Origin of the sequence: Enterobacter cloacae complex sp. P29RS, from assembly GCF_014893445.1 — a bacterium.
Taxonomy (GTDB): Bacteria; Pseudomonadota; Gammaproteobacteria; order Enterobacterales; family Enterobacteriaceae; genus Enterobacter; species Enterobacter intestinihominis.
Window position 1 is genome coordinate 42696 of record NZ_JADBPZ010000025.1, and the last position, 24794, is coordinate 67489.

General features: G+C 57.2%; 25 protein-coding genes. 14 read left to right on the plus strand and 11 right to left on the minus strand.

Annotation, left to right across the window (positions count from 1 at the left end):
- Positions 1-52 precede the first annotated feature (52 nt).
- Positions 53-1618: an alkyl hydroperoxide reductase subunit F gene (gene ahpF, locus IM282_RS17985; protein WP_022650587.1), complete on the minus strand. Its 1566-nt coding sequence runs from the start codon at positions 1616-1618 to the stop codon at positions 53-55.
- Between the two features lie 188 nt (positions 1619-1806).
- Positions 1807-2370, minus strand: a complete 564-nt coding sequence (gene ahpC / locus IM282_RS17990) for an alkyl hydroperoxide reductase subunit C (RefSeq protein WP_014882974.1) — start codon at positions 2368-2370, stop codon at positions 1807-1809.
- A gap of 621 nt (positions 2371-2991) precedes the next feature.
- Here ahpC and IM282_RS17995 point away from each other — a divergent pair.
- The 3 genes from IM282_RS17995 to IM282_RS18005 all read left to right on the plus strand — a co-directional run bounded on the left by IM282_RS17995 (position 2992) and on the right by IM282_RS18005 (position 5875).
- The gene (locus tag IM282_RS17995) at positions 2992-3912 is read left to right on the plus strand and encodes a LysR family transcriptional regulator (RefSeq protein ID WP_022647411.1); all 921 of its coding nucleotides are present in this window, start codon (positions 2992-2994) and stop codon (positions 3910-3912) included.
- Positions 3913-4040: 128 nt separating this feature from the next.
- The gene (locus IM282_RS18000) at positions 4041-5264 is read left to right on the plus strand and encodes a phosphoadenosine phosphosulfate reductase (protein WP_063146997.1); all 1224 of its coding nucleotides are present in this window, start codon (positions 4041-4043) and stop codon (positions 5262-5264) included.
- Positions 5249-5875: a ParB/RepB/Spo0J family partition protein gene (locus tag IM282_RS18005; protein WP_032624678.1), complete on the plus strand. Its 627-nt coding sequence runs from the start codon at positions 5249-5251 to the stop codon at positions 5873-5875. The genes IM282_RS18000 and IM282_RS18005 overlap by 16 nt, the downstream gene beginning before the upstream one ends.
- Here the strand turns inward: IM282_RS18005 and IM282_RS18010 are convergent, their stop codons facing one another.
- A complete protein-coding gene (locus IM282_RS18010) occupies positions 5876-7036 on the minus strand; it encodes a pyridoxal phosphate-dependent aminotransferase (protein ID WP_192970684.1) in 1161 nt (386 codons plus the stop codon).
- A gap of 122 nt (positions 7037-7158) precedes the next feature.
- Between IM282_RS18010 and IM282_RS18015 the strand changes: the two genes are divergently transcribed.
- Genes IM282_RS18015 through IM282_RS18025 form a run of 3 tightly spaced genes read left to right on the plus strand, consistent with a single transcriptional unit; the run spans position 7159 to position 8998 of the window.
- Positions 7159-7773: a methylthioribulose 1-phosphate dehydratase gene (locus IM282_RS18015; protein ID WP_022647407.1), complete on the plus strand. Its 615-nt coding sequence runs from the start codon at positions 7159-7161 to the stop codon at positions 7771-7773.
- Positions 7770-8459, plus strand: a complete 690-nt coding sequence (gene mtnC / locus IM282_RS18020; protein ID WP_023305674.1) for an acireductone synthase — start codon at positions 7770-7772, stop codon at positions 8457-8459. Before IM282_RS18015 ends, mtnC begins: the two co-directional genes overlap by 4 nt.
- Positions 8456-8998, plus strand: a complete 543-nt coding sequence (locus IM282_RS18025; RefSeq protein WP_192970685.1) for an acireductone dioxygenase — start codon at positions 8456-8458, stop codon at positions 8996-8998. The genes mtnC and IM282_RS18025 overlap by 4 nt, the downstream gene beginning before the upstream one ends.
- A 53-nt stretch (positions 8999-9051) precedes the next feature.
- Here the strand turns inward: IM282_RS18025 and IM282_RS18030 are convergent, their stop codons facing one another.
- Positions 9052-9522, minus strand: coding sequence for an SRPBCC family protein (locus IM282_RS18030; RefSeq protein WP_192970686.1), 471 nt, complete (start codon positions 9520-9522; stop codon positions 9052-9054).
- Between the two features lie 43 nt (positions 9523-9565).
- On the minus strand, positions 9566-10582 hold the full coding sequence (gene mtnA / locus IM282_RS18035) for an S-methyl-5-thioribose-1-phosphate isomerase (RefSeq protein ID WP_063149481.1): 1017 nt from the start codon (positions 10580-10582) through the stop codon (positions 9566-9568).
- Positions 10583-10684: 102 nt separating this feature from the next.
- Here mtnA and mtnK point away from each other — a divergent pair, with 102 nt between their 5' ends.
- Complete coding sequence (gene mtnK, locus IM282_RS18040) at positions 10685-11884, plus strand: S-methyl-5-thioribose kinase (protein ID WP_192970687.1); 1200 nt, start codon at positions 10685-10687, stop codon at positions 11882-11884.
- An 87-nt stretch (positions 11885-11971) separates the two neighbouring features.
- On the opposite strand, the gene IM282_RS18045 is transcribed toward mtnK, so the two are convergent.
- The 4 genes from IM282_RS18045 to IM282_RS18060 all read right to left on the minus strand — a co-directional run bounded on the left by IM282_RS18045 (position 11972) and on the right by IM282_RS18060 (position 16884).
- Positions 11972-13213: an LVIVD repeat-containing protein gene (locus tag IM282_RS18045; protein WP_192970688.1), complete on the minus strand. Its 1242-nt coding sequence runs from the start codon at positions 13211-13213 to the stop codon at positions 11972-11974.
- Positions 13214-13305: 92 nt separating this feature from the next.
- Complete coding sequence (locus IM282_RS18050) at positions 13306-14370, minus strand: sugar ABC transporter substrate-binding protein (protein WP_192970689.1); 1065 nt, start codon at positions 14368-14370, stop codon at positions 13306-13308.
- A 19-nt stretch (positions 14371-14389) separates the two neighbouring features.
- Positions 14390-15385, minus strand: coding sequence for an ABC transporter permease (locus tag IM282_RS18055; RefSeq protein WP_192970690.1), 996 nt, complete (start codon positions 15383-15385; stop codon positions 14390-14392).
- Positions 15382-16884 carry a sugar ABC transporter ATP-binding protein gene (locus IM282_RS18060; RefSeq protein ID WP_038415646.1) on the minus strand — a complete coding sequence of 501 codons (1503 nt, stop codon included), beginning with the start codon at positions 16882-16884 and terminating at the stop codon, positions 15382-15384. Before IM282_RS18060 ends, IM282_RS18055 begins: the two co-directional genes overlap by 4 nt.
- Before the next feature lie 159 nt (positions 16885-17043).
- Here IM282_RS18060 and IM282_RS18065 point away from each other — a divergent pair, with 159 nt between their 5' ends.
- The 4 genes from IM282_RS18065 (at position 17044) to IM282_RS18080 (ending at position 19798) form a co-directional block, all read left to right on the plus strand.
- Positions 17044-18132 (plus strand): oxidoreductase, encoded by a 1089-nt coding sequence (locus IM282_RS18065; protein ID WP_063150844.1) that lies wholly within the window; start codon positions 17044-17046, stop codon positions 18130-18132.
- 57 nt (positions 18133-18189) lie between these two features.
- Positions 18190-18933, plus strand: a complete 744-nt coding sequence (locus tag IM282_RS18070; RefSeq protein WP_022647394.1) for an SDR family NAD(P)-dependent oxidoreductase — start codon at positions 18190-18192, stop codon at positions 18931-18933.
- 183 nt (positions 18934-19116) lie between these two features.
- Entirely contained in the window at positions 19117-19419 is a 303-nt protein-coding gene (locus tag IM282_RS18075) for a type II toxin-antitoxin system RelE/ParE family toxin (protein WP_022647393.1), read from the plus strand.
- Positions 19394-19798, plus strand: coding sequence for a helix-turn-helix transcriptional regulator (locus IM282_RS18080; protein ID WP_022647392.1), 405 nt, complete (start codon positions 19394-19396; stop codon positions 19796-19798). Before IM282_RS18075 ends, IM282_RS18080 begins: the two co-directional genes overlap by 26 nt.
- Here the strand turns inward: IM282_RS18080 and IM282_RS18085 are convergent.
- Both IM282_RS18085 and cstA read right to left on the minus strand, forming a co-directional pair.
- On the minus strand, positions 19795-19992 hold the full coding sequence (locus IM282_RS18085) for a YbdD/YjiX family protein (RefSeq protein ID WP_006809671.1): 198 nt from the start codon (positions 19990-19992) through the stop codon (positions 19795-19797). The two genes, IM282_RS18080 and IM282_RS18085, sit on opposite strands and share 4 nt — an antisense overlap.
- A gap of 104 nt (positions 19993-20096) precedes the next feature.
- Entirely contained in the window at positions 20097-22202 is a 2106-nt protein-coding gene (cstA, locus tag IM282_RS18090; protein WP_022647390.1) for a pyruvate/proton symporter CstA, read from the minus strand.
- Between the two features lie 268 nt (positions 22203-22470).
- On the opposite strand from cstA, the gene IM282_RS18095 reads away from it, so the two are divergent.
- The 3 genes from IM282_RS18095 to IM282_RS18105 are packed head-to-tail and all read left to right on the plus strand — an operon-like array spanning position 22471 to position 24753.
- Entirely contained in the window at positions 22471-23166 is a 696-nt protein-coding gene (locus tag IM282_RS18095; protein ID WP_032624691.1) for a nucleoside recognition domain-containing protein, read from the plus strand.
- Positions 23163-23627, plus strand: coding sequence for a YjiG family protein (locus IM282_RS18100; RefSeq protein WP_192970691.1), 465 nt, complete (start codon positions 23163-23165; stop codon positions 23625-23627). The genes IM282_RS18095 and IM282_RS18100 overlap by 4 nt, the downstream gene beginning before the upstream one ends.
- Before the next feature lie 13 nt (positions 23628-23640).
- Complete coding sequence (locus IM282_RS18105) at positions 23641-24753, plus strand: M20 family metallopeptidase (RefSeq protein ID WP_045622248.1); 1113 nt, start codon at positions 23641-23643, stop codon at positions 24751-24753.
- The last annotated feature ends 41 nt before the right edge of the window (positions 24754-24794 follow it).

Genomic DNA, 24794 nt, shown 5'->3' on the forward strand with positions numbered 1-24794 from the left:
GGCCACCTTTTGGTGGCCTCTTGTATTGCAGGTGTCGTCTTGCTTTCTTTTATTATGCAGTTTTGGTGCGGATCAGGTAATCAAACGAGCTCAGCGACGCTTTCGCCCCTTCGCCAGTGGCGATGATGATCTGTTTGTACGGCACGGTGGTGCAGTCGCCCGCCGCAAATACGCCCTTCACGCTGGTTTCGCATTTCGCATCGATGATGATCTCGCCCATGCGGTTGCGCTCAATTGCGCCTTCCAGCCAGGTGGTGTTTGGCAGCAGGCCAATCTGAACAAAGATCCCTGCCAGCGCTACGCTGTGGATATCGCCACTCACGCGGTCACGGTATTCCAGACCGGTCACTTTGCTGCCGTCGCCTTTCACTTCTGTCGTCTGGGCATTGAGCACAATGTCGACGTTATTCAGGCTACGTACTTTATCCTGTAACACCTGGTCCGCTTTCATCTCAGGGGCGAACTCCAGCAGGGTAACGTGTTCAACAATCCCCGCCAGGTCGATAGCCGCTTCCACGCCGGAGTTACCGCCGCCGATCACCGCTACGCGTTTACCTTTGAACAGCGGGCCGTCACAGTGCGGGCAATAGGTCACGCCTTTAGTGCGATACTGATCTTCGCCCGGCACGTTCATGTTGCGCCATTTCGCGCCAGTGGCAATGATCACGCTGCGCGCCTTCAGCACCGCGCCGGACGCCGTTTCAATCTGGTGCAAACCACCCTCGACCGCGGCCGGAACCAGTTTGCTGGCGCTCTGGCTGTCAATGACATCCACGTCGTAGTCGCTGACGTGCGCTTTCAACGCCCCGGCCAGCTTCTGGCCTTCGGTTTTCGGCACGGAAATGTAGTTTTCAATGTCTACGGTATCCAGAACCTGACCACCGAAACGCTCGCCCATCAGACCGGTACGGATCCCTTTACGTGCGGAGTAAACCGCTGCCGCCGCGCCCGCCGGGCCGGAGCCAACAATCAGCACGTCATAAGCATCGCGTTGGTTCAACTCTTCCGCCGCACGTTTTTCTGCGCCGGTATCCACTTTGGCGACGATTTCGGTCAGCGTCATACGCCCCTGGCCGAACTCCTGACCATTCAGGTAAACCGCCGGAACGCCCATCACGTTGCGCTCGGTGATTTCGTTCTGGAACGTACCGCCGTCAATCGCCGTGTGCTTAATGCGTGGGTTGAGCACTGACATCAGGTTCAGCGCCTGCACCACGTCCGGGCAGTTGTGGCAGGAGAGCGAGTAATAGGTTTCAAACTCAAAATCACCGTCGATATCGCGGATCTGCTCCAGCAGCGCCTGCGCTTCTTTTGACGGATGACCACCGGTCCACAGCAGCGCCAGCACCAGGGACGTAAATTCGTGCCCCAGCGGAGAACCCGCGAAACGCGGCCCCTGGTCAGACCCTGGGTTGGCGATCAGGAAAGAAGGCTTACGGACTGCCAGCGTGTTGTCTTCTTTGAAGGTCACTTTCGGCGACAGCTCAGCAATCTCTGTCAGCAGCGCTTTGATTTCTGCCGATTTCGCGCTGTCGTCCAGCGTGGCAATCAGCTCAACAGGTTTGGTCAGTTTCTCAAGGTAGGCCTTGAGCTGGGTTTTCATGTTAGTGTCGAGCATTATTCTTCCCTCTCTTAAAACGTCATCATGCAAGCCGCCTTATACGGGCTGCCTGAATGCAACTTGCATCATGGTGCTGGAATGAAATGGGCGCGGGGAGCGCCCATTGATTGCCGGGTGGCACTTCGTTTACCCGGCCTACGATACTGTAGGCCTGTGCAAGCGTAGCGCCGCCAGGCTTTACAGACTTAGATCTTGCCGACCAGGTCCAGAGATGGCGCCAGCGTCGCTTCGCCTTCTTTCCATTTCGCCGGGCACACTTCGCCTGGGTGAGAAGCAACGTACTGAGCCGCCTTAACTTTGCGCAGCAGGTCAGATGCATCACGGCCGATACCTTCAGCGGTAACTTCGATAGCCTGGATAATGCCCTGCGGGTCAACAACGAAGGTCGCACGGTCAGCCAGGCCTTCATCTTCACGCATGTTGTCGAAGTTACGGGTCAGGGCGCCAGTCGGGTCGCCGATCATCGCGTATTTGATTTTCGCGATAGTTTCAGAGCTGCTGTGCCACGCTTTGTGGGTGAAGTGGGTATCGGTAGAAACAGAGTAAACGTCTACGCCCAGCTTTTGCAGTTCTTCGTAGTGGTCTGCAACGTCGCCCAGTTCGGTCGGGCAAACGAAGGTGAAGTCAGCCGGATAGAAGAAGAACACGCTCCAGCGGCCTTCGGTATCTTTCTCAGTAACTTCGATGAACTCACCGTTTTTGAACGCCTGGTTTTTGAAAGGTTTAATTTTGGTGTTAATCAAGGACATCTGTACTTCCTCCGTGTTTTCGTTGAGGTGTAAGGTAACCAACTTTGTTCATCGGGGCTAATGCGTATGCTTTATCAAATCAATCAGCCAAACCTTACAACAGCAACAAGACAGCAAGGTGAACCTTTTACAGGAAAGCCTGAAAGTAAAAAGGCCGCCTCAACGGGCGGCCCTGATACCTGAATTCCCCGCAGGTACATTCAGTGCCAGCCGAAGCTGGCGTTGCGTTGCGCTCTACATACCTTGTATCAAGGCCGTAACAGCGGTTTGATTACAGCACCCCTGCGCGCAATGAGCAATGCATAAGAGGGATAGTCCTGCCTATGGCTGTGATAGGCAGATTCGAACAGGTCATTGAAACATTATAAATTTAATTTCATTATGGGTTTCACGCTATATATAAACGCCATTTGTCATTCAAATAATTCAATCACACTTTAAAGATAAAATTATCTTAATAACTCTTGAAGATATGTTTCAATAATCCAAAGCCGTGATATATTAAGATCACTTAAATTTTAAATTAAGCGAGTTATTCACACGGATTGTAAAGGGTAACTACACTCTGTCGTACTCCATGGTGTGATAACGACAGCAAACTCAACTCACTCAGGACGAAACATGGCAAACCTCTACGACCTAAAAAAATTCGATCTCAATCTGTTAGTTATCTTCGAATGCATTTACCAACATCTCAGTATCAGTAGGGCTGCCGAGACGCTTTATATCACACCATCCGCCGTCAGCCAGTCGCTGCAACGCCTGCGCGGTCAGCTTGATGACCCCCTGTTTATCCGTTCAGGGAAGGGAATTACGCCCACCACGGTAGGTACCAACTTGCATCATCATCTGGAAAAAAATCTCAATCAGCTTGAGCAGACGATCAACATGATGCATCACTCGGACATCAAGAAAAAGTTCGTTATCTATTGCACTCAAATGGTGTCTCCTGGTTCGATGCTGGAACCGTTGAAGCTTTTAATATCTGAGGAGAATTATGAGATAGAACAAAGAGATATGCTTATTTCCTCCGAATCAGCGGAAGATTTGTTGGCCTATCGTAAAGCCGATCTCATCTTCTCTATCGCACCTATCCACAATCGCTCTGTGGTCTGCACCCACTTCACTACGGTGCCGATAGCCTTAATCTGTAGAGCAGACCACCCAAGGCTCGCTGACACAGCTACAGTGGACGCGCTATACCAGGAGAAATTCACTTTTTACCAGAGTGCTCATCCGGGTGTAAAAGAGTTCCAGAGTCGGGCCAATGACGCTTTTCCGGAAAGAAATATTGCTTTTCGCACCGACTCCCTTAGCTCTCTCATCTCTATGGTCAGTTCATCTGATTTGTTAGGCTATATCCCCGTGTCGATCTATGAAACATTTAAAGAATCTTTGAAATTAAAAAGGCTTGAGCCACCGTTTGCGCTGCCTGAATTAAAGATCTATATGCTCTACGGCCGTTCATCACTGAATAGCTCTGTTTTTTCAACATTCATTGAAAAAATGCATAAGCTCTGCGTTTCTCCGCCGTCTGCGTAAAATACATTTGCATGGTGAATATAATTAAAGCGAACCGAAAAAAATGACTCCGTGAAATTAAGGATAAATAATTCCATAATATCGTTTTGATTTTCCCAAGACATTTAACACGCAGGACGCGATTAATCATGTCGAACTATAAAATCCCTTTACAGGAAAATGTTTTAGACGCTTCTGCGGAACGCATACACTGGACGCTTAACAATTTCCCCAGGGTATGCGTTTCCTTTTCCGGTGGAAAAGATTCTACCGTGATGCTGCATCTTGTTGCCCAGAAAGCACGGCAATTAAAGCGAAAAATAGACGTCATCTTTCTGGACTGGGAAGCGCAATTCTCGTCGACCATTCAGCATGTTGACGCTATGAAAACGCTCTATCGGGATGTTATCCACCAGTTCTGGTGGGTAGCGCTTCCGCTCACGACCCAGAACGCCCTGTCACAGTTTCAACCTGAATGGCAGTGCTGGGAACCCGGAACAAACTGGGTTCGCCAGCCACCAGAAGATGCCATTACCGATTATCACTATTTCGATTTTTATCAGCAGGGAATGACGTTTGAAGCCTTCGTGCGCGAGTTTGCCGAATGGTATGCGCAAAGACGTCCTGCCGCAGTCATGGTGGGGATCCGCGCCGATGAATCTTACAACCGCTTTCTGGCTATCGCGTCGGCGCGTAAGCAGCGCTTTTCTGACGATAAACCCTGGACGACCGTCGCCCCGGGTGGGCACGCCTGGTATATCTACCCACTGTACGACTGGAAAACCGCCGACATCTGGACGTGGTTCGCGAAATCAAAATGTTGCTATAACCCGTTATACGACCTGATGTACAAGGCGGGGGTGCCGCCGCGTTATATGCGCATCTGCGAACCGTTTGGTCCGGAACAGCGTCAGGGCTTATGGCTCTATCATGTCATTGAACCCGAACGCTGGGCGGCTATGTGTGAACGCGCCTGCGGCGTGCGAAGTGGAGGTATTTATGCCGGGCACGATAACCATTTTTATGGCCACCGGAAGATCCTGAAACCTGACCATCTCGGCTGGCGCGAATACGCCATGCTGCTACTCGACAGCATGCCGCAAAATACGGCGGAACATTACAGAAATAAAATCGCAATTTATCTCCACTGGTATCAAAAGCGAGGCCTGGAGGATATTCCCGATACGCAGGAGGGTGATATTGGCGCAAAAGATATCCCTTCCTGGCGACGCATTTGCAAGGTTTTACTCAACAATGACTACTGGTGCCGGGCTCTCTCATTTAGTCCAAACAAACCTAAACACTATCAACGCTACAGCGAAAGAGTGAAAGCCAAACGCAAGGAATGGGGGATTTTATGCAGCAGCAAATAATCAGAGAAATGCAGACGTACCTGCAGGCCCTTTCTGAAGAAGAGAAAATCGGCGCTATTAATGCCTTTCGCCAGGCATTACACGAAATCAGCCCTTTTAATAATCAACCCGTCGACTGCGTATTGTGGATAAAACAGACTGACATCACCGCCAATGACTACAACCCAAATAATGTCGCTCCGGCGGAGAAGCGGTTGCTCAGCAAATCACTGGAGCTGGATGGATTCACACAACCTATCGTTGTGACGGAAAATGCGCCTGAGAGCTATGAAATTGTCGATGGATTCCATCGCCATGAGCTTGGCAGTCATCGGGCTATTCTGAAGCGTCAACTTAAAGGTTACCTCCCTGTTACCTGCCTGCGTAAAGCACGCCAGGAAAAGTTCGATCGCATGGCTACAACCATTCGTCACAACCGCGCGCGTGGACGCCACCAGATCAATGCCATGTCAGAAATCGTGCGAGAACTGGTGCTTATGGGCTGGAGTGAGCAGAAAATTGGCCTGGAGTTGGGTATGGACAGCGATGAAGTGCTGCGACTGAAGCAAATCAACGGTCTGCTGGAACTCTTCGCGGACCGTCGTTTTTCAGAAGCCTGGACGGTTGAATAGTCAGAGCGAATTTAAGCGCGCAGCCGCTGCCAGCAGCGTCGACTCCTGCTTCGCAAAGCAAAGACGAATCAGTTTATGCGGGAAGGGATCGGCGCAGAACACCGACAGCGGAATGGCCGCCACGCCCACCTCTTTCGTCAGCCACTGGCAAAAACTGATATCATCCAGATCGGAAATCGCGCTGTAGTCCGCCAGCAGGAAGTAGGTGCCTTCGCATGGCAGGATCTCCAGCCGACTCTCGCTCAAGGCAGTCACAAACCGATCCCGCCGCGCACGGTAAAAAGCTGGCAGGTCCCGGTAATGTTCAGGTTCAGCGCGCAGCATATCCGCCAGCGCCAGCTGGGCGGGTGTGTTTACGGCAAACGTCAAATACTGGTGCACTTTACGCAGCTCAGCACTGATGGCGGCGGGCGCCACGCAGTACCCTACCTTCCAGCCGGTCATATGGTAGGTTTTCCCAAATGATGATACCGCGATTGCGCGCTCGCGAAGCTGCGGATGCGCCAGCACGCTGGCATGACCCTCTTCGGCAAAGCAGATGTGCTCATACACCTCGTCGCTCAGAACATAGATTTCACGTTCGGCGATGGCCTGCCACAGGGCGGCAAAATCGCTTTTCTGCCACACCGTCGCCGATGGGTTGTGTGGCGTATTCAGGATCACCAGCCGGGTTTTATCGCTCAGCAGCGCGGCAAACGCCTGCCAGTCCGGACGAAAATGCGGCGGCTGGAGCGCCACGCGTTTCACCACGCCACCGGCCAGTTCAATCGCCGGGGCGTAGCTATCGTAGCTTGGGTCAAAACAAATCACCTCATCGCCCGTACGCACCAGGGCGGTTATCGCCGCATACAGCGCTTCGGTCGCCCCTGCGGTTACCGTGATATCGCTGTTCGCGTCAGGCTTATGGCCGTATAACTCCGCCGTTTTATCCGCAATGGCTTCACGCAACGCCTGCACGCCGGTCATCGGCGCATACTGGTTGGCTCCCTGCGCAACGTAGTACGCCAGACGCTCCTGCAAATATTTCGGCCCGTCAAAATCCGGGAAACCTTGTGAGAGGTTAATGGCGTTGTGCTGCTGCGCCAGGGCGCTCATCTGCGTAAAAATCGTCGTGCCGAGATTCGGAAGTTTACTCTGCGGGATCAACGGGTTATTGCTCATTGTAGTGTGCCTGCCTGTAATACTTATGTTGCTGACACTATAACACGATGTTAGTCTTTGGCAATCAAGACGCTTAGACGTCTAAATGATATAAATATTCCTGACCGAGAGGGTAAAAGGAAATGACAGACAACCTGCAACTCACACACCTGGTCGAGGCCTGCCGCTGGATTGGCGCTAAAGGCTGGGCGCCCGCTACCGGCGGCAATATGTCCGTGCGTCAGGATGAACATCTGTGCTGGCTGAGCGAATCCGGAAAAGACAAAGGCAGCCTGACCACCGCCGATTTTCTACAGGTTGAAATCGCCACCAACCGTGCGCCTTCTGGCCGTAAACCGTCGGCAGAGACCGGGCTGCATACCCTCATCTATCGCCTGTTCCCGGAGGCTAACGCCGTCCTGCACGTTCACACCGTCAATGCCACGGTGCTGTCGCGGCTGGTCAACGAGACCGAGCTGAAGATCTCCGGCTTCGAGATGCAAAAATCCCTTACCGGGCAGACCACGCATCGGGATACGGTGGCCATCCCGGTGTTTGACAACGACCAGGACATCGACGCCCTCGCCTCTCGCATCGCCCATTACGCGCAGGAACGCCCGCTTAATTATGGTTTTCTTCTGCGCGGTCATGGCTTAACCTGCTGGGGACGCGACGTGGCCGAAGCCCGCCGTCATCTGGAAGGTTTAGAATTCTTATTTGAATGCGAAATGCGTTTACGACAATGGGAGAGAGTATGATTCGCGCGATTGTGACGGATATTGAAGGGACCACCAGCGATATCCGTTTTGTCCATGATGTTTTGTTCCCCTACGCGCGTGAGCGGCTGGCGGCCTTTGTGACCGCGCAGCAGTACGCCGAGCCGGTCAAATCGATTCTGGACAACCTGCGCGATGAAATCAGCACTCCGCATGCCAGCGTCAGCGATCTCATCAACGTGCTGTTTACCTTTATGGATGAAGACCGCAAATCGACGGCGCTCAAAGCCCTGCAAGGCATCATCTGGCAGGACGGTTACATCAACGGTGACTTTACCGGCCATCTCTACCCTGATGTACTGCCCGCGCTGGAAAAATGGAAGGCACAAGGGATTGATCTCTATGTTTATTCCTCTGGCTCCGTCGCCGCGCAGAAACTGTTATTTGGCTACAGCGACGAAGGTGATATTACTCATCTGTTCAGCGGCTATTTTGATACCCGCATCGGTGCCAAGCGTGAGGTGCAGTCTTATCAAAATATTGCGGCGCAAACGGGCATCGCCCCGTCGCAGATCCTGTTCCTGTCGGATATTCATCAGGAGCTGGACGCGGCTGAACAGGCGGGTTTTCGCACCCTGCAACTGATACGCGGTGAAGATGACGGCGCAAGCCATCACCATCAGATCCACCAGTTTGACGAGATTAACCCGGAGCAGATCCCTTCATGAGCGCATTGACCATTTATTCCGATAAAGACGCCAGTCATCACCTGTGGCGCAGCACCGACGCCGCCGAGATTGCCCAACAGCTCAACGCCAAAGGCGTGCGGTTTGAACGCTGGGCGGCAGACCGTGATTTAGGGCAGGATCCCGCGCCTGAAGCCGTGATTGAGGCGTATCAGCATGCAATCGACAAGCTGGTGGCAGAGAAAGGTTATCAGAGCTGGGACGTGATTAGCCTTCGCGCCGACAATCCGCAGAAAGAGGCGCTGCGCGCGAAGTTTCTCAACGAGCACACCCACGGCGAAGACGAAGTGCGCTTTTTCGTGGAAGGGGCGGGACTATTCTGCCTGCACATCGGCGATGAGGTGTATCAGGTGCTGTGCGAGAAAAACGACCTGATTTCCGTACCCGCAGGCACGCCGCACTGGTTTGACATGGGTTCAGAGCCGAACTTTACGGCGATTCGTATTTTCGACAATCCGGAGGGATGGGTGGCCCAGTTTACGGGTGATGGGATTGCGGATGCGTATCCACGCCTGGCCTGATCTTTTCTCCCTCTCCCTGTGGGAGAGGGTCGGGGTGAGGGCACCAGCGCGCACTAAGCGTTAAGCCCTTTCACATACCCCACCAGCTGATCCAGCACAATCCCCCACCCTTCGTGAAATCCCATCTGTTCATGCTGCTCGCGGATTTCCTTCGTGGGGTGGCGCGCAATCGCCTTATAGCGGGTTTTGCCCTCCCCGGCGTCTTCCAGCAACAAAATTGCCGTCATAAACGGCTTCTCGACCGGCTTCCAGCCTTCGGTATAACCGTCGGTAAAGACCAGCTTTTTACCGGGATCGATTTCAAGAAATACGCCCCGGTTATCCATCCGCTGCCCGTCCACCTCAAACACGGTATTGAATCGCCCACCCACGCGCAGATCGAGGTCGCATTCAGTCACCTTATGGGGAGCAGGAATGAAGAAGTTTTTGATGTGCTCCGGTGTGGTCCAGCAGAGCCACAGCAGGTCGCGCGGTGCATCCACCACGCGTTCCAGTTTTAAGTCTGTTTCAGGATCGAGCGTCACGATAACGTCCTCTAAAGGGAACCCCTTACAAGGATAGTCCCACTCAGGCGAATTTCCCTTTCGCTACCTCTTCAGGGGTGACCACGCCCGTATCCAGCACCCAGCCGCTAATCAGCGAGGCGGGGGTAACGTCAAACGCCGGGTTATAGACCTGCGCCTCTTGCGGCGCCCACTGCACCGCGCCAAAGCTTCCCGCCACGCCCGTCACTTCGCTGGCCGCGCGCTGCTCAATCGGGATCGCGTCACCGTTCGGGCAGTCCCGGTCGAGGGTCGTTTGCGGGGCGGCGACGTAGAACGGAATACCGTGGAACTTCGCCAGCACCGCCAGGGAATAGGTGCCGATTTTGTTCGCCACGTCGCCGTTGGCGGCAATGCGGTCTGCCCCCACCCACACGGCATCCACCTGCCCTTTTGCCATCAGGCTGGCGGCCATGGAGTCAGTAATCAGCTGATAAGGCACGCCCAGCTCGCCCAGCTCCCATGCGGTCAGCCTGCCGCCCTGCAACAGCGGACGGGTTTCATCCACCCAGACGTTGCTGACATTCCCTGCCTGATGCGCGCGGGCAATCACCCCTAGCGCCGTACCGACGCCCGCCGTTGCCAGCCCGCCGGTATTGCAGTGGGTCAGCAGGCGGCTGCCGGGCTTCACCAGCGCGCTACCCGCTTTCGCAATCGCGTCGCAAAGCCGTTTGTCTTCATTAATCAGGCGCAGCGCTTCAGCCACCAGCGCCGGAACGAACGCTTCCTGCCACAGCGCAATCTTCATGCGGTCGAGATTGTTCATCAGGTTCACCGCCGTCGGGCGGGAGGCACGCAGGGTCTCCAGCGCCGCCGCCAGCTCATCGCGGCCTTTACCGCTTTCCGCTAACAGCGCCAGCAGCAGGCTTGCAGAGAGACCAATTAACGGCGCGCCACGCACGCGCAGAGCGTGGATATGCCCAACCAGCGCCTCCACCGTCGAGGCATCCAGCCAGCGTTTCTCCTGCGGAAGCGCCTGCTGGTCGAGAATATAGAGCTGATTATTCGCCACCCGCAGGCTGGTCGTCTGTAATGTCTGCATGTCGTTAATTCCCTGTTGCGTTGTTGTAGCACATTGTGTCAGGATGAAATCCAGATGTATAGACGTCTACATGTCTTAATTAGCAAAACTGAGGAGCAGGCCATGTCGCAATACCGTACCTTTACCGCTCAGGACGCCGTGGAGTATGCCAGGCAGTTTGGCGGACTTGACGATCCGTCATCGCTGGTGGAGGCGCAGGAAATCGGCGACGGTAACCTCAACCTGGTCTTTAAAATATTCGATAGCGCGGGGGTGAGCCGCATCGTCGTTAAGCAGGCGCTGCCCTATGTGCGCTGCGTCGGCGAGTCCTGGCCGCTGACGCTGGATCGCGCTCGCCTGGAGGCGCAAACCCTGGTCGAGCATTACAAGCACAGCCCTGAGCACACGGTGAAAATCCACCACTTTGACCCGAAACTGGCGGTGATGGTGATGGAAGATCTCTCCAACCATCGCATCTGGCGCGGCGAGCTGATTAACAACATTTACTACCCGCAGGCGGCGCGGCAGCTGGGTGAATATCTGGCTCACACCCTGTTCCACACCAGCGATTTTTATCTGCATCCGCACGAGAAAAAAGCGCAGGTGGCAAAATTCATCAACCCGGAGATGTGCGAGATCACTGAAGATCTGTTCTTTAACGATCCGTACCAGATCCACGCGCGCAACAGCTACCCGGCCGATCTGGAGAACGATGTTGCCGCCCTGCGCGACGACGCCCAGCTTAAAATCGCTGTGGCCTCCCTGAAGCACCGCTTCTTTTCGCATGCCGAAGCCCTGCTGCACGGGGACATTCACAGCGGCTCAATTTTTGTGGCCGGCGGCAGCCTGAAAGCCATCGACGCCGAGTTCGGCTACTTTGGCCCGATTGGCTTTGACGTTGGCACTGCCATCGGCAACCTGCTGCTGAACTTCTGCGGCCTGCCGGGGCATCTGGGCATTCGCGATGCCGCCGCCGCGCGCGAGCAGCGCCTGACCGATATTCAGGAACTGTGGAACACCTTCGCGGAGCGCTTCCAGGCGCTGGCGAATGAGAAAACGCGCGACCCCGCGCTCAGCGCGCCGGGCTATGCCTCTGCGTTCCTGAAAAAGGTCTGGCACGATGCCATCGGATTCTGCGGCACCGAGCTGATTCGCCGCAGCGTCGGGCTTTCCCATGTGGCGGATATCGACACCATTCAGGATGAAGCGATGCGTCACGAATGCCTGCGCCACGCGATATCCCTCGGCAAGGCGCTGATTGTGATTGCTGACCGCATCGACAGCGCGGAAGAGCTGGTCGCGCGAGTGCGGCAGTACAGTTGAGAACGTTTGCCCGGTGGCGCTGCGCTTACCGGGCCTACGGGTGCAAAATGTAGGCCGGGTAAGGCGAAGCCGCCACCCGGCAAAAACTCACCCCAGATACTCAATCACTGACATCCCACCGTTATAATCCGTGCTGTAAATAATCCCCTGCGCATCCACAAACACGTCGCACGACTGGATCACCTGCGGGCGATTGGGCCGCGTATCCATCATCTTTTCCGGCGCCGCGGGCACCAGCGCCCCCGTTTCTACCGGGCGATACGGATTGGAAATGTCATACGCGCGCACGCCCGCGTTCTGGTACGTCGCGAAGATCAGCGTTGAGCTGACAAAGCTCCCCGGCCGGTTCTCGTGCAGGTTGTGCGGGCCGAAATGCGCCCCTTTCGCCACGTAGCCGGTTTCATCCGGCTGCGGGAAGGTAGAAATGCTCACCGGGTTCGACGGCTCGCGGATATCAAACAGCCAGATCAGCTTCTCGCCGTCCTGCTGGTTATCCAGCACCGCCTCGTCCAGCACTACCAGCAGATCGCGATCCGGCAGCGGAAGCGCGGTGTGCGTCCCGCCGCCAAACGGCGGGCTCCAGTTACGGTGGCTAATGAGCTTAGGCCGGGTGCGGTCCTTCACGTCCAGCAGCGTCAGGCCACCGTCGCGCCAGCTGCCGTACGCGGTATCGCCTGCAATAATCGCATGGTGCAGAGCGTAGCGTTTGCCTTCCGGCCAGTTCGGCTGTTCGCCTTCGGCCTGATTCATCCCCGGCAGCCACCAGCGTCCCGCCACTTCAGGCTTGCGCGGGTCCGCCAGATCGATGGTCAGAAAGATGTAGTCGGTAAAGCCGTCAATCAGCGCTGAGACATACGCCCAGCGGCCACCGACGTACCAGATGCGGTGAATGCCGATGCCGCTCAGCGATAAAAAGCCTATCTCGCGTGGCCTGTCCGGTGTGGAGATATCAAAGACGCGAAGCCCGGCGCTCCAGCCTTTATCCTGCACATCGCTGACGGTCTCCCCCACCTGGCGGGTGTAGTAAACCTTCTCATCGGCAAAACGCGCATCGGCAAACAGATCCCGGGCGTTGATCACCAGCAGCAGGTCGTCATGCGCCTGGAGATGCACATTCCAGGTACCCGGCGGCGCAGGCACGTATCCTGCGGCTTTTGGTTTTTTCGGGTCGCGCACGTCCACTATCGAAAAGCCCTGCGACACCATATGGCCGATATAGGCGAAACCGCGGTGTACCATCAGCTGCACGCCGTCCGGGCGACCGCCCTGATCGCTATGGCCAATCAGCCGCATATTGCGGCTGTATTCGGGAGGGGGTAATTGAGACACCTTATGCTCCTTACGCCCGGTGGCGCTGCGCTTACCGGGCCTACGGGTGCGAAATGTAGGCCGGGTAAGGCGCAGCCGCCACCCGGCTTGGTTTACTTGTTTTTAGCGGCAAGGGTCGCAAACCACGGCGCGATAAAATCTTCCGTCTGGCCCCAGCCCGGAATGATTTTCCCCAGAGACGCCACGTTCACCGCGCCCGGCTGGGCGGTCAGCAGCGCCTGCGGAATGGCCGCCGCCTTGAAATCGTAAGTGGCAGGCGTCGCTTCTCCGGCAATCTTATTGGCAATCAGGCGTACGTTGGTCGCGCCAATCAGCTTCGGATCCACCGCCACGCTCACTGCCCATGGGCTACCCGGCTCGCGCATCAGCTGTAAATCCTGGTTGGAGATGTCGATGCTGTAGAGTTTGATCTCGGTTCGGCCGTTCTCTTTCAGCGCCTTATACGCGCCCTGGCTGAAGGCATCCCAGGTACCCCAGATGGCATCGATTTTACCTTTCGGGTATTTCGCGAGGATCGCGCCCACCTTGTTGGCAGTGTCGCCCTGCACGTCAGAGGAGACCGCGCCGATGGACTCCAGCTCTTTAATCTCCGGGTACTGCTTTTGCAGTTCTTTGTAGGCCTCCTGACGGCGCTCCATCGGCGGGAAGCCCGCGACCCATAGCTTGACGATATTGGCCTTGCCGTTGAAATCTTTCGCCAACTGGCCGAAAGAGAGGTTGGTCAGGGAGGCATCGTCCTGCTGGGTAACGGTTACGCCCGGGATCTCGCCGTTCACAGCGGTATCAAACACCGAAACTTTGATCCCGGCATCCACCGCCTTCTTCACCAGCGCGGTGGAGTACGGATCGCGCCCCTGAGAGAGAATAATCCCGTCGTATTTCTGGCTGATGGCCTGGTTAACGAAATCCTGGAATTTGGCGTCGTCCCCGTTACTTAAAAAGGTGCTGACCTTAAAGCCGAGCTTTTTCCCTTCCTGAATCGCCCCGGCAACAAACTGCGTGGTGTTGTCGTCCGAGCCCAGGTTGCGGATCACCGCGATGCGGATCGGGCCGTCATGGCTGGCAATGGCGGTCGGAACCGGCGCGGGGGTAGCCGCCAGGCCCGGCAGAGAAGTGAGTAACCCAAGAGCTACCAAAGAGAGCGCAATCTTTTTCATTTATTATCCCGTTGTGTTGTCAGCGTTTTTGTATGTAGGTAATCGCCAGCGCTACCGCGAGCACCAGCCCTTTTATAATGTCCATGGCGTAATACGGCACGGAGAGCATCACCAGCCCGTTCGACAGCACGCCGAGGATCACCGCCCCCACCAGCGTACCCAGCGCGTTCGGCTTGCCGGATCCGGCCAGCGAGAAGCCGATCCACGCCGCCGCCACCGCGTCCATCAGGTAGCCGCCGCCCGCATTCACCTGCGATGAACCAATACGCGAGGCCAGCAGAATGCCGCCCAGCCCCGCCAGCAGAGAGGCAATCACGTAGGCTGCCACTTTGTAGCGAGTGGTGCGAATGCCGGAGAGGCGCGCGGCTTCGGGGTTGCCGCCAATGGCGTACATCCGGCGTCCATGGGTGGTCAGCGACAGGCCCAGTTGCGCCAGCACGGTCACCACCAGCATGACGATCACAATGGTCGGCACCTGCCCGAGCAGGCCAAACGCCGCCGGAATGGTCCCTTCCGCCATGTCGCCGCTCGGCAGTACCATGTTCTCGGTAATCGACCCGCCGTAGCTGTAGGTCATCGCCACACCCTGAATGACAAACAGGCTGGCAAGGGTCGCGAGCATGTCCGGAATGCGCAGGATGACGATCAGAAAGGCGTTAAACAGGCCGACCAGCGTACAGAGCGCGAGGGTCAGCAGAATCGACTCGGTGGTGCCAAAGCCGTGCCAGACGAAAAGCGAAATCACCAGCGCGTTCGCCAGCGACGCGGTAGATCCCACGGAGAGATCGAACCCGCCGACGGTCAGCGAAATAGAGACGCCAACGGCAATCACCGTCACGATGGCAATCGAGCGCAGAATGTTGATGATGTTGTTCGGGTCGAGGAAGCTGTCCGACGCCAGGCCAAACACCGCCACCAGCGCGACGACGGTCAGCAGCATGCCCCACTTATAAAGAAAATCGAATAGTTGCTGACGGCCAGACGCCGCCGTGGTCACTGAAAGGGCCTTGCTCACGACGCCGTTCCTCCGGTTGAATAATAAAGTAGTGTTTCTTCCCGGGCCTCTGCCCCGGCGATTTCCGCCACGATGCGACCGTCCCACAGCACGCAGATGCGGTCGCACAGACCGACCAGCTCGGCAAATTCACCCGAGGCGTAAATCACCCCTTTGCCCTCGCGCGCCAGGCCGTCGATCAGTTGAAACAGATCGGTTTTGGCCTTCACGTCCACGCCTTTGGTCGGCTCGTCGAATATCAGCACGCTGGCGTCATTGCGCAGCCATTTCCCGATGGCGACCTTCTGCTGGTTACCGCCGGAAAGCCGACGCAGCACCTGCCCCGGCCCACGCGTGCGCACGCCGACGCGGGCAATCACCTCTTCCGCCCAGCGCCACGCCTGACGATGACCAAACAGGCTCCAGCGCGAGAAGCTGTTATCGGCGCACACGGCAAGGTTCATGCTCACCGGCTCGTCGATAAAAATGCCCTCTTTGCGCCGCTCCTCCGGCACCAGCGCCAGACCGCGTAGCACCGAGTCTGCCGGATCGCGCGGTTTCCAGGCCTGATGGTTCAGCTCGCCGCGCGCCACGCGGCTTTTGCTGGCGCCAAACAGCGCCTTGCAGAGTTCCGTTTTCCCCGCCCCCGCCAGCCCGGCAATGCCGAGGATTTCACCTTTGCGCAGATGCAGGGAGATATCTTTCAGCAGCGCGTCGTCGTGCAGGCCTTCCACCCGCAGCAGCATCTCTTCACCGTGCGGCGGTCGCGGGGGCGGATAGATATCGCTCAGCTCGTGGCCGAGCATCTTCTCGACGATCTCCTCTCCGCTCAGATCCGCCATCGGGCCGGACTCAATCAGCCTGCCGTCGCGCAGCACCGTCAGGGTGTCGCAGATGGCCTTCAGCTCGTGAATGCGGTGAGAAATAAACACCACGCCAATGCCCTGCTGTTGCAGACGTCTTACTACCGCAAACAGACGCTCGCTTTCGTGCGCGTCCAGCGGCGCAGTGGGCTCATCAAGAATGAGAAAACGGCAGTGGTGCGAGAGCGCCCGCGCCAGCAAAATCTGCTGCTTTTCAGCCAGCGTGCAGCTGTCGATGGAACGGCGAACGTCCAGCGAAACATCCAGCTGCGCCAGCGCCTGCCGCGCCTGCTGACGAATCGCGCGCCAGCTGTAGCGGTGTCCCGGCTGCGCCAGCTGGTCGAGCATAATGTTCTCCGCAATGCTCAGCCCGGGGATCAGCGCCACGTCCACCTCCTGCTGCACAAGGTGGATACCCAGCCGTTTAGCATCCAGCGGCTCGCGGATGCTTACCTGCTGGTTGTTAATGCAGATTTCGCCTTCATAACGATCGTGCGTCCCACACAGCACCGCCATCAACGTCGATTTTCCCGCGCCGTTGGCGCCGGTCAGCGCATGCACCGACCCGCCATTCAGGGTGAAATCCACGCGCGACAGGGCCTGAAAGCCGGAAAAGGCCAGGCTGATACCGCGCATCTCAAGGCGACTGGAAACCATCCGCGTAAATCCTTCATTACTCTTCTGATTTAGCGAATTTTTCACAGCTCCGGTTGACTGACAACGACGGAAAAGGCATAAGATAAAGCGAAATATTATTAGCCATCCGGATGTCCAGACATAACATCGGGTTAGCGCTTGCTAAAAAAGGATAACTTCATGAGCAACACCAATATCCGCGTCGTGCCCGGCCCGGCGAACTACTTCTCTCATCCGGGAAGCCTTGCGCACCTGGATGATTTCTTTACTCCGGAACAGCTTTCCCGCGCGGTGTGGATCTACGGCGAGCGGGCTATCGAGGGCGCACGCCCTTATCTGCCGCAGAGTTTTAACGCGACGGGGGCAAAACATCTGCTGTTTAAGGGCCATTGCAGCGAGCGTGACGTCACTCATCTGGTGAACGCGTCGGGTGGTGAAGCCAGCGTGGTGATTGGCGTGGGCGGCGGTGCGGTAATGGATACCGTCAAGGCCGTGGCGCGTCGTCTGGGCGTGCCGTTCGTGGGCATTCCCACCATCGCCGCCACCTGCGCGGCGTGGACCCCGCTCTCCGTGTGGTACAACGATGCCGGGCAGGCGCTACAGTTTGAGATTTTTGACGACGCCAACTATCTGGTGCTGGTAGAGCCGCAAATCATCCTTAACGCCCCGGCGGAATACCTGTTGGCAGGCATCGGCGATACGCTGGCGAAGTGGTACGAAGCGGCGGTACTCGCCCCTGAACCGGAAAACCTGCCGCTGACCGTGCGTCTTGGCCTGAACGGTGCGCTGGCGATCCGCGACGTGCTGCTGGAGCGCAGCGAAGAGGCGCTGGCCGACCAGCAGCGCGGCGACCAGACGCAGGCGTTTCGGGACGTGGTGGACGCCGTTATCGCCGGTGGCGGTATGGTCGGCGGTCTGGGCGAACGCTATACCCGCGTGGCGGCGGCGCACGCGGTGCACAACGGCTTAACCGTGCTGCCGCAGACGGAAAAATACCTCCACGGCACCAAGGTGGCCTACGGCATTCTGGTGCAGAGCGCCCTGCTCGGTCAGGAGGACGTGCTGACGCAGCTGGTGGCGGCATACCAGCGTTTTAACCTGCCGACCACGCTTCGCGCGCTGGAGGTCGATATCCATAACCGCGACGAGCTGGACAAGGTCATTGCTCACACCCTGCGCCCGGTGGAGTCGATTCACTTTTTACCGATTACGTTAAGCCCTGACGTTCTGCGCGCCGCGTTTGAGAAGGTGGAATCCTTCAGCCGTTAATCGCGCCGACGGGCTATACCTAATGATGATTCTCTCCACTCTTGCAACGAGGTCATCATGCAGATCGATTTAACAGGTAAAAAGGCGCTGGTCACCGGCGCCAGTCGTGGGCTGGGTCGGGCAATTGCGCTGTCGCTGGCACGCGCCGGTGCCGATGTGGTTATCACCTACGAAAAATCCGTCGATAAAGCCCAGCAGGTCGTCGATGAAATCAACGCGCTGGGGCGACACGGCGAGGCGATTCAGGCCGACAGCGCCAGCGCGCAGGCGATTCAGGATGCGGTCACGCAGGCGGCGCGCTCCCTCGGCGGGCTGGATATTCTTGTCAATAACGCCGGGATTGCACGCGGCGGCCCGCTGGAGTCCATGACCCTGGCGGACATCGACGCTCTGATCAACGTCAATATCCGCGGCGTGGTGATCGCCATTCAGGAAGCGCTGGTGCATATGTCTGACGGCGGACGCATCATCAACATCGGCAGCTGTCTGGCGAACCGCGTGGCGCAGCCGGGGATCGCCGTCTACTCGATGACCAAATCGGCCCTAAACTCCCTTACCCGGGGTCTGGCCCGCGATTTAGGCCCGCGCGGCATTACCGTCAACCTGGTTCATCCCGGCCCGACCAACAGCGATATGAACCCGGAAGACGGCGAGCAGGCGGAAGCCCAGCGCCGGATGATCGCGCTTGGTCATTACGGCCAGCCGGAGGATATCGCAGCGGCGGTCACCTTCCTTGCCAGCCCGGCTGCGGGGCAAATTTCCGGCACCGGTCTGGATGTGGACGGCGGTCTGAACGCCTGATCGCAAATTTACTGTATGCCTCTGTCGCCCGGCAGAGGCCTGTTCGAGTCGCCTCGACGATTCGCGTTTTGCCGCTTTCTCGCGGTTTTTCTCCGCTCTACAGTACCCCATAAGAAATTCGGAATTTATCTAATAGTCTTATTATTTCCTTATGTTTTGTGTGGGCGTACAGTGGAGGTACGGATGAAGATCGTGTGGTCTAAAACAGCAGAGAAGCAGTTTTCTAAAATCGATCCTCGATATCAGAACCGCATTAAATTCAGGCTGGAGAAGATGGACGATAAAACATCACCTGTCGCGGATATCAAGAAATTATCTTCTCCCGAAAACCACTACAGGTTGCGATTAGGTGATTACAGGGTCATTTACACCTTCGGAGACCCGCCGGGTGATATCTGCTACGTAGTGGCAGTAAAACGCCGGACAACCACTACCTACCTTCATGAGGAGCATACGGAATATGACTATTCAGTTCATCAAGGATGAAGAAGGAAAAAAACAGTATGTTGTCATACCCTACGGTGAATATTTTCGCATGCGTTTAGCCATGCTTGAGTATGATGACGATGATGAAAACGACTGGGAAGACATCCCTTACGAATCAGACATCTACGATAACGTAGGTTTACCGGGTGAAGTGTGCGACATCATGCATAACGAGAACGTCAGCCTACAGGCCGCCTGGCGCATTTTACGCGGTATGTCCCAGCAGGAGGTGGCGGAGAAGCTTGGCATCAGTCAGTCCGCCGTGTCACAGCTGGAGGCGCTGGACTCCCGACCGCAAAAGCGCACCCGCGAAAAGCTGGCGGCAATTTACGGCTGTAAACAGGAGCAGATCAGCCTCTATTTACCAAAAGAGGGTTAACAGCACTTCGCCCCGCCCTTGCCACCGTAGCGGGCATCCTGGCGGTCGCGGAAAAATTCTTCGTAGGTCATTGGCGTCTGATCCGGGTGGTTGACGCGCATATGCTCGACGTAGTTGTCGTAATCCGGCACGCCAATCATCATTTTAGCGGCCTGGCCCAGGTATTTACCTGCTTTGGAAAGGGTGTCGAACATAGTCAGTTTCTCGTTTGTTTCCCTCACCCCGGCCCTCTCCCGGAGGGAGAGGGAGGATAAGAAATGTAGGCCGGGTAAGGCGAAGCCGCCACCCGGCACACGGGTTAATGCGCCCCTTTCGCCTGGGTGACAATCTCGTCCAGGTTCTCAGGCATTGGCTCATACGGCGTCTCTTTCGCCGTTGGCGTGTCGACTTTCAACGCCGCCAGCGCGGTTTTCAGAGAATACAACGCCAGCACCACAACCACCACCATAAAGAAGATGGTCAGCCCGGCGTCCAGACGGTTGTTAAACACCAGCTGCGACAGCTGAGATTCGGTGTACTGTGCCGGGATCTTGCCGCTGTCGATCATCGCCTGGAACTTGTTGGCAATGGCCAGGAAGCCCACCTTGTTGTCCGGGCTGAAGGCTTTCTGCCAGCCTGCTGTCAGGGTACAGATCAGCAGCCACGCCGTTGGCACCAGCGCCACCCATGCGTAACGCTGGCGCTTCATCTTGAACAGGACTACGGCACAAAGCATCAGCGCCATGCCCGCCAGCATCTGGTTGGCGATACCGAACAGCGGCCACAGGGTGTTAATCCCGCCCAGCGGATCGACCACGCCCTGATGCAGGAAGTAGCCCCACGCCAGCACGCACAGTGCCGTCGCCAGCAGGTTAGCCGGGAGTGAATCGGTACGTTTCAGATTCGGGGAGATCACCCCCAGCAGATCCTGCAACATAAAGCGCGCCGCGCGCGTACCGGCATCCACCGCCGTCAGGATAAACAGCGCCTCGAACAGAATGGCGAAGTGATACCAGAACGAGACATCCATCAGCCCGCCCAGCGCACCGTGCAGGATGTAGGCCATACCCACCGCCAGCGTCGGCGCCCCGCCCGCACGGGAGATAATCGACTGCTCGCCGACCTCGTTAGCGATATGCGTCAACGTATCAGGGGTGATCGCAAAGCCCCAGCCGCTCACCACCTGCGCAGCAGAGGCGACCACGTCAACAGTGCCGGCCGGGGCCAGTACCGCCATCGGGCTGTTCATCGCGAAGTACACGCCCGGGTCGATAATACAGGCCGAGACCAGCGCCATAATCGCCACGAAGGATTCCATCAGCATGCCGCCATAGCCAATCAGGCAGGCCTGATTTTCATTCGCCAGCATCTTCGGCGTGGTCCCGGAGGCGATAAGCGCATGGAAGCCAGACACTGCCCCACAGGCGATGGTGATAAACAGGAACGGGAACAGATTGCCGGTCCAGACCGGGCCGGTGCCGTCAATGAATTTGGTCAGGGCAGGCATGGTCAGGGTCGGGCGCATAATCAGAATGCCGATCGCCAGCCCGACGATGGTACCAATTTTCAGGAACGTAGAGAGGTAGTCACGCGGGGCCAGCAGGAGCCATACCGGCAGCACCGCCGCCACGAAGCCGTAGCCCACCAGCATCCAGGTCAGCTGCACGCCGGTGAAGTCGAAGAACGGTGCCCAGGTCGGGCTTTCCGCCACCCAGCCGCCGGAGATAATAGCAAACACCAGGAACACCAGGCCAATGACTGAAACTTCACCAATGCGTCCCGGACGCAGATAGCGAATGTAGATCCCCATGAACAGCGCCAGCGGAATGGTGAAGGCGACGGTATAGGTTCCCCACGGGCTGTGGGTCAAGGCTTTCACCACGATCATCGCCAGTACCGCGAGGATGATGACCATGATCATAAAGGTCGCCACCAGCGCAATCACCCCGGCAGTTGCCCCCATCTCCTCTTTCACCAGCTCACCCAGCGAACGACCGTCGCGACGGGTGGAGACGAACAGCACCATGAAGTCCTGCACCGCGCCCGCCAGCACCACCCCCGCGAGGATCCAGATCATCCCCGGCAGATAGCCCATCTGCGCCGCCAGTACCGGCCCCACCAGCGGGCCTGCCCCGGCAATCGCCGCGAAATGGTGACCGAACAGCACTTTTTTATCGGTCGGCACGTAGTCCAGACCATCGTTATGACGCACGGCCGGCGTCATGCGCGTGCCGTCTACGCCCAGTACCGTCTTCGCGATATAACGGCCATAAAAACGGTATGCGATCAGATAAATGCAGACGGAGGCGACCACGATCCAGAGCGCATTGATCTGCTCCCCCCGGTTGAGGGCGATGTAGCCCAGGGCAAAGGCTCCCACAACGGAGAGCCCTGCCCATATAAGGTATTTCCCTGAGTTGTTCATAATGGTTATCCGTTGTTGTGAAACAGTGAGATGTTACATTTTGTTTCTAGAACAACGGATAAAATTTAACAACTTTGAAACGCAATAATGCGTGGTCAAACCAGACATTTACACCACATTGTTAAGCCGATCACTTTCGTAGCGTCACCGTTCACACTTTTACCTTTTTCGGCCAGACACCGCCTTACGGAATGATTTGTATCATTTTTTTTGGCCATAACCTCGCCAGAATGATCCTGCGCAATCGCGTGCATACAAGGAAAAGGATATGAACAGTTCAGTACCTCAGGATAGTCAGGTCGGGCCGGGCGCGTACTTCGCGCTGGCGTTTGCAGCCGTTTTCTTCTCGGGTCTGTTAGGCGGACAAGAGTGGTACGGCGTCTTTGATTTCACCACCCTCAACGGCGCATTTGGCAAAGTGGTCAGCAAAGCCAGTCTGGATGACGGTACGTTAACCACAGCCAGCAGCGCCTTTCGCGGCACCGGCGGCAGCGGCGCGATGGACGGGTTTCTCTTCGCGCTCGGTTTAATTCCTGCGGTGATGTTCGCCCTGGGGATGATCAACGTGCTGGAGCACTATGGCGCCCTGCGTGCCGCGCGAAAACTCTTAACTCCTCTGCTGAGCCCGCTATTGGGGATCCCTGGCACCACCGGGCTGGCGCTGATTGGCAGCCTGCAAAGTACCGACGTGGGCGCGTCGCTTACCCGTAATCTCTCTGATGAAGGGCAAATCAGCGAAAAAGAGAAAGACGTTTTCGCCATGTTCCAGTTCTCCGCCGGGGCGATGATCACCAACTTTTTCTCTTCCGGGGCGATCCTCTTCACGCTGCTCGCCGTTGACGGCACGGCGGCGGTGCCCACCTCCATCGGGGCCTGTATCGCGGTGATGTTTATCATGAAAATTGTCGGCGCCAATCTGCTGCGCCTGATCCTGACGTTTACCCATAAAGGAGACGCCGCATGAGTGCCCCACAGTCCAATCCCGTCATTACCGATGTGTTTATCGAAGGCGCGCGCAAAGGCTGGAGCATTGCCACCAGCAGCACGCTGCCCAACGTGGTGATGGCCTTTATCATCATCAAGGCGCTGGAAATTACCGGCGCGCTGAAAGGGCTGGGCACGATCTTCTCCCCGCTGATGGGCCTGTTTGGCCTGCCGGGCGAAGCGGCCGCCGTGCTGATTGGCGGCTGGATGTCGATGGGCGGCGGGATCGGCGTTGCCATCAGCCTGTTTGATAAAGGCATCCTCACCGGCGAGCACCTGGCGATCCTGGCGCCCGCCATCTACCTGATGGGCTCGCAGGTGCAGTACCTGGGCCGCATTCTGGGGGTGATTGGCACCCGCGCCAAACGTATTCCGCTGATGATCGCCCTCTCGGTGGTCAACGCTTTCTTAGCCATGCTGCTGATGCGCATTATTCTCTGAACAGGACGTGAACATGAATCTTGACCATTATATCGAAGAGCTGAAAACCCTGGTGAACGTAGACTGCGGCACCCAGACGATTGACGGCGTCGCCGCTGTTGCAGGCATCATGCAGCAACTGTGGCAGCGCGAAGGCTGGCATACGGAGCAGGTGAACCTGGGCGACAAGGTGGGCCCCGGCGTCTTCGTCAGTAACAAGCCGCAGGCGGAACGGTTCGACGTGCTGCTGGTCGGGCATCTGGATACCGTATTTCCCGCCGGCACCGTGGCCGCGCGTCCGCTGAGCGAGGATGAAACCCGCCTGTACGGCCCCGGTGTCTCGGATATGAAGAGCGGACTTCTGAATATTTTGTGGGCAATGCGCGCGCTTGACGCCGCAGACAACGATCGTCTCGCGATTGCCGTTGCGATGAACCCGGACGAAGAGACCGGATCTGTCCATTCCCATGAGTGGATTGGCGAGCTGGCTAAGCGTTCCCGCTGCGTGCTGGTGTGCGAAGCCGCCCGCGCCGACGGTTCGCTGGTGAAAGCGCGTAAAGGGATGGCGGGCTATCACCTCACCTTTAGCGGCGTGGCGGCACACGCGGGCAATGACCCGGAAAAAGGCCGCTCGGCGATCACCGCGCTGGCAAAGAGCGTTATCGCCATCAATGCGCTGACGGACTGGGATCGCGGCACTACACTTAACGTCGGCGTAATTCAGGGCGGCAGCGCGGCGAACGTGGTCGCGGACAGCGCTGTGGCAGAACTGGACGTTCGCTTCTGGGAAAACGACGAGTATGACCGGGTGAACCAGGCGCTGGAGTTGTTATGTGAACAAGGCTTTTTAGACGGCGTGACCACCACGCTGACGCGGGTTAATCACAAACCGGCGATGGCCGCGAGCGACGCGACGCAGGCGCTGATGCAGCAGGTTGAAGCGGCGGGTAAAGCGGAAGGCATCGACATTACCTGGCAGGCAGTCGGCGGCGGCAGCGACGCCAACCACACCGCCGCGCTCGGCATCCCCACGCTTGACGGCTTCGGGCCGGTTGGCGCCGGGTTCCACAGCCCGGCGGAATGGCTGGATAAAGCGTCCATTGCGCCGCGAGTTCGGCTGTTGAAGCGGGTGGTATCGATGTTGTAACAACCGCCCGGTGGCGCTTCGCTTACCGGGCCTGCATGTTT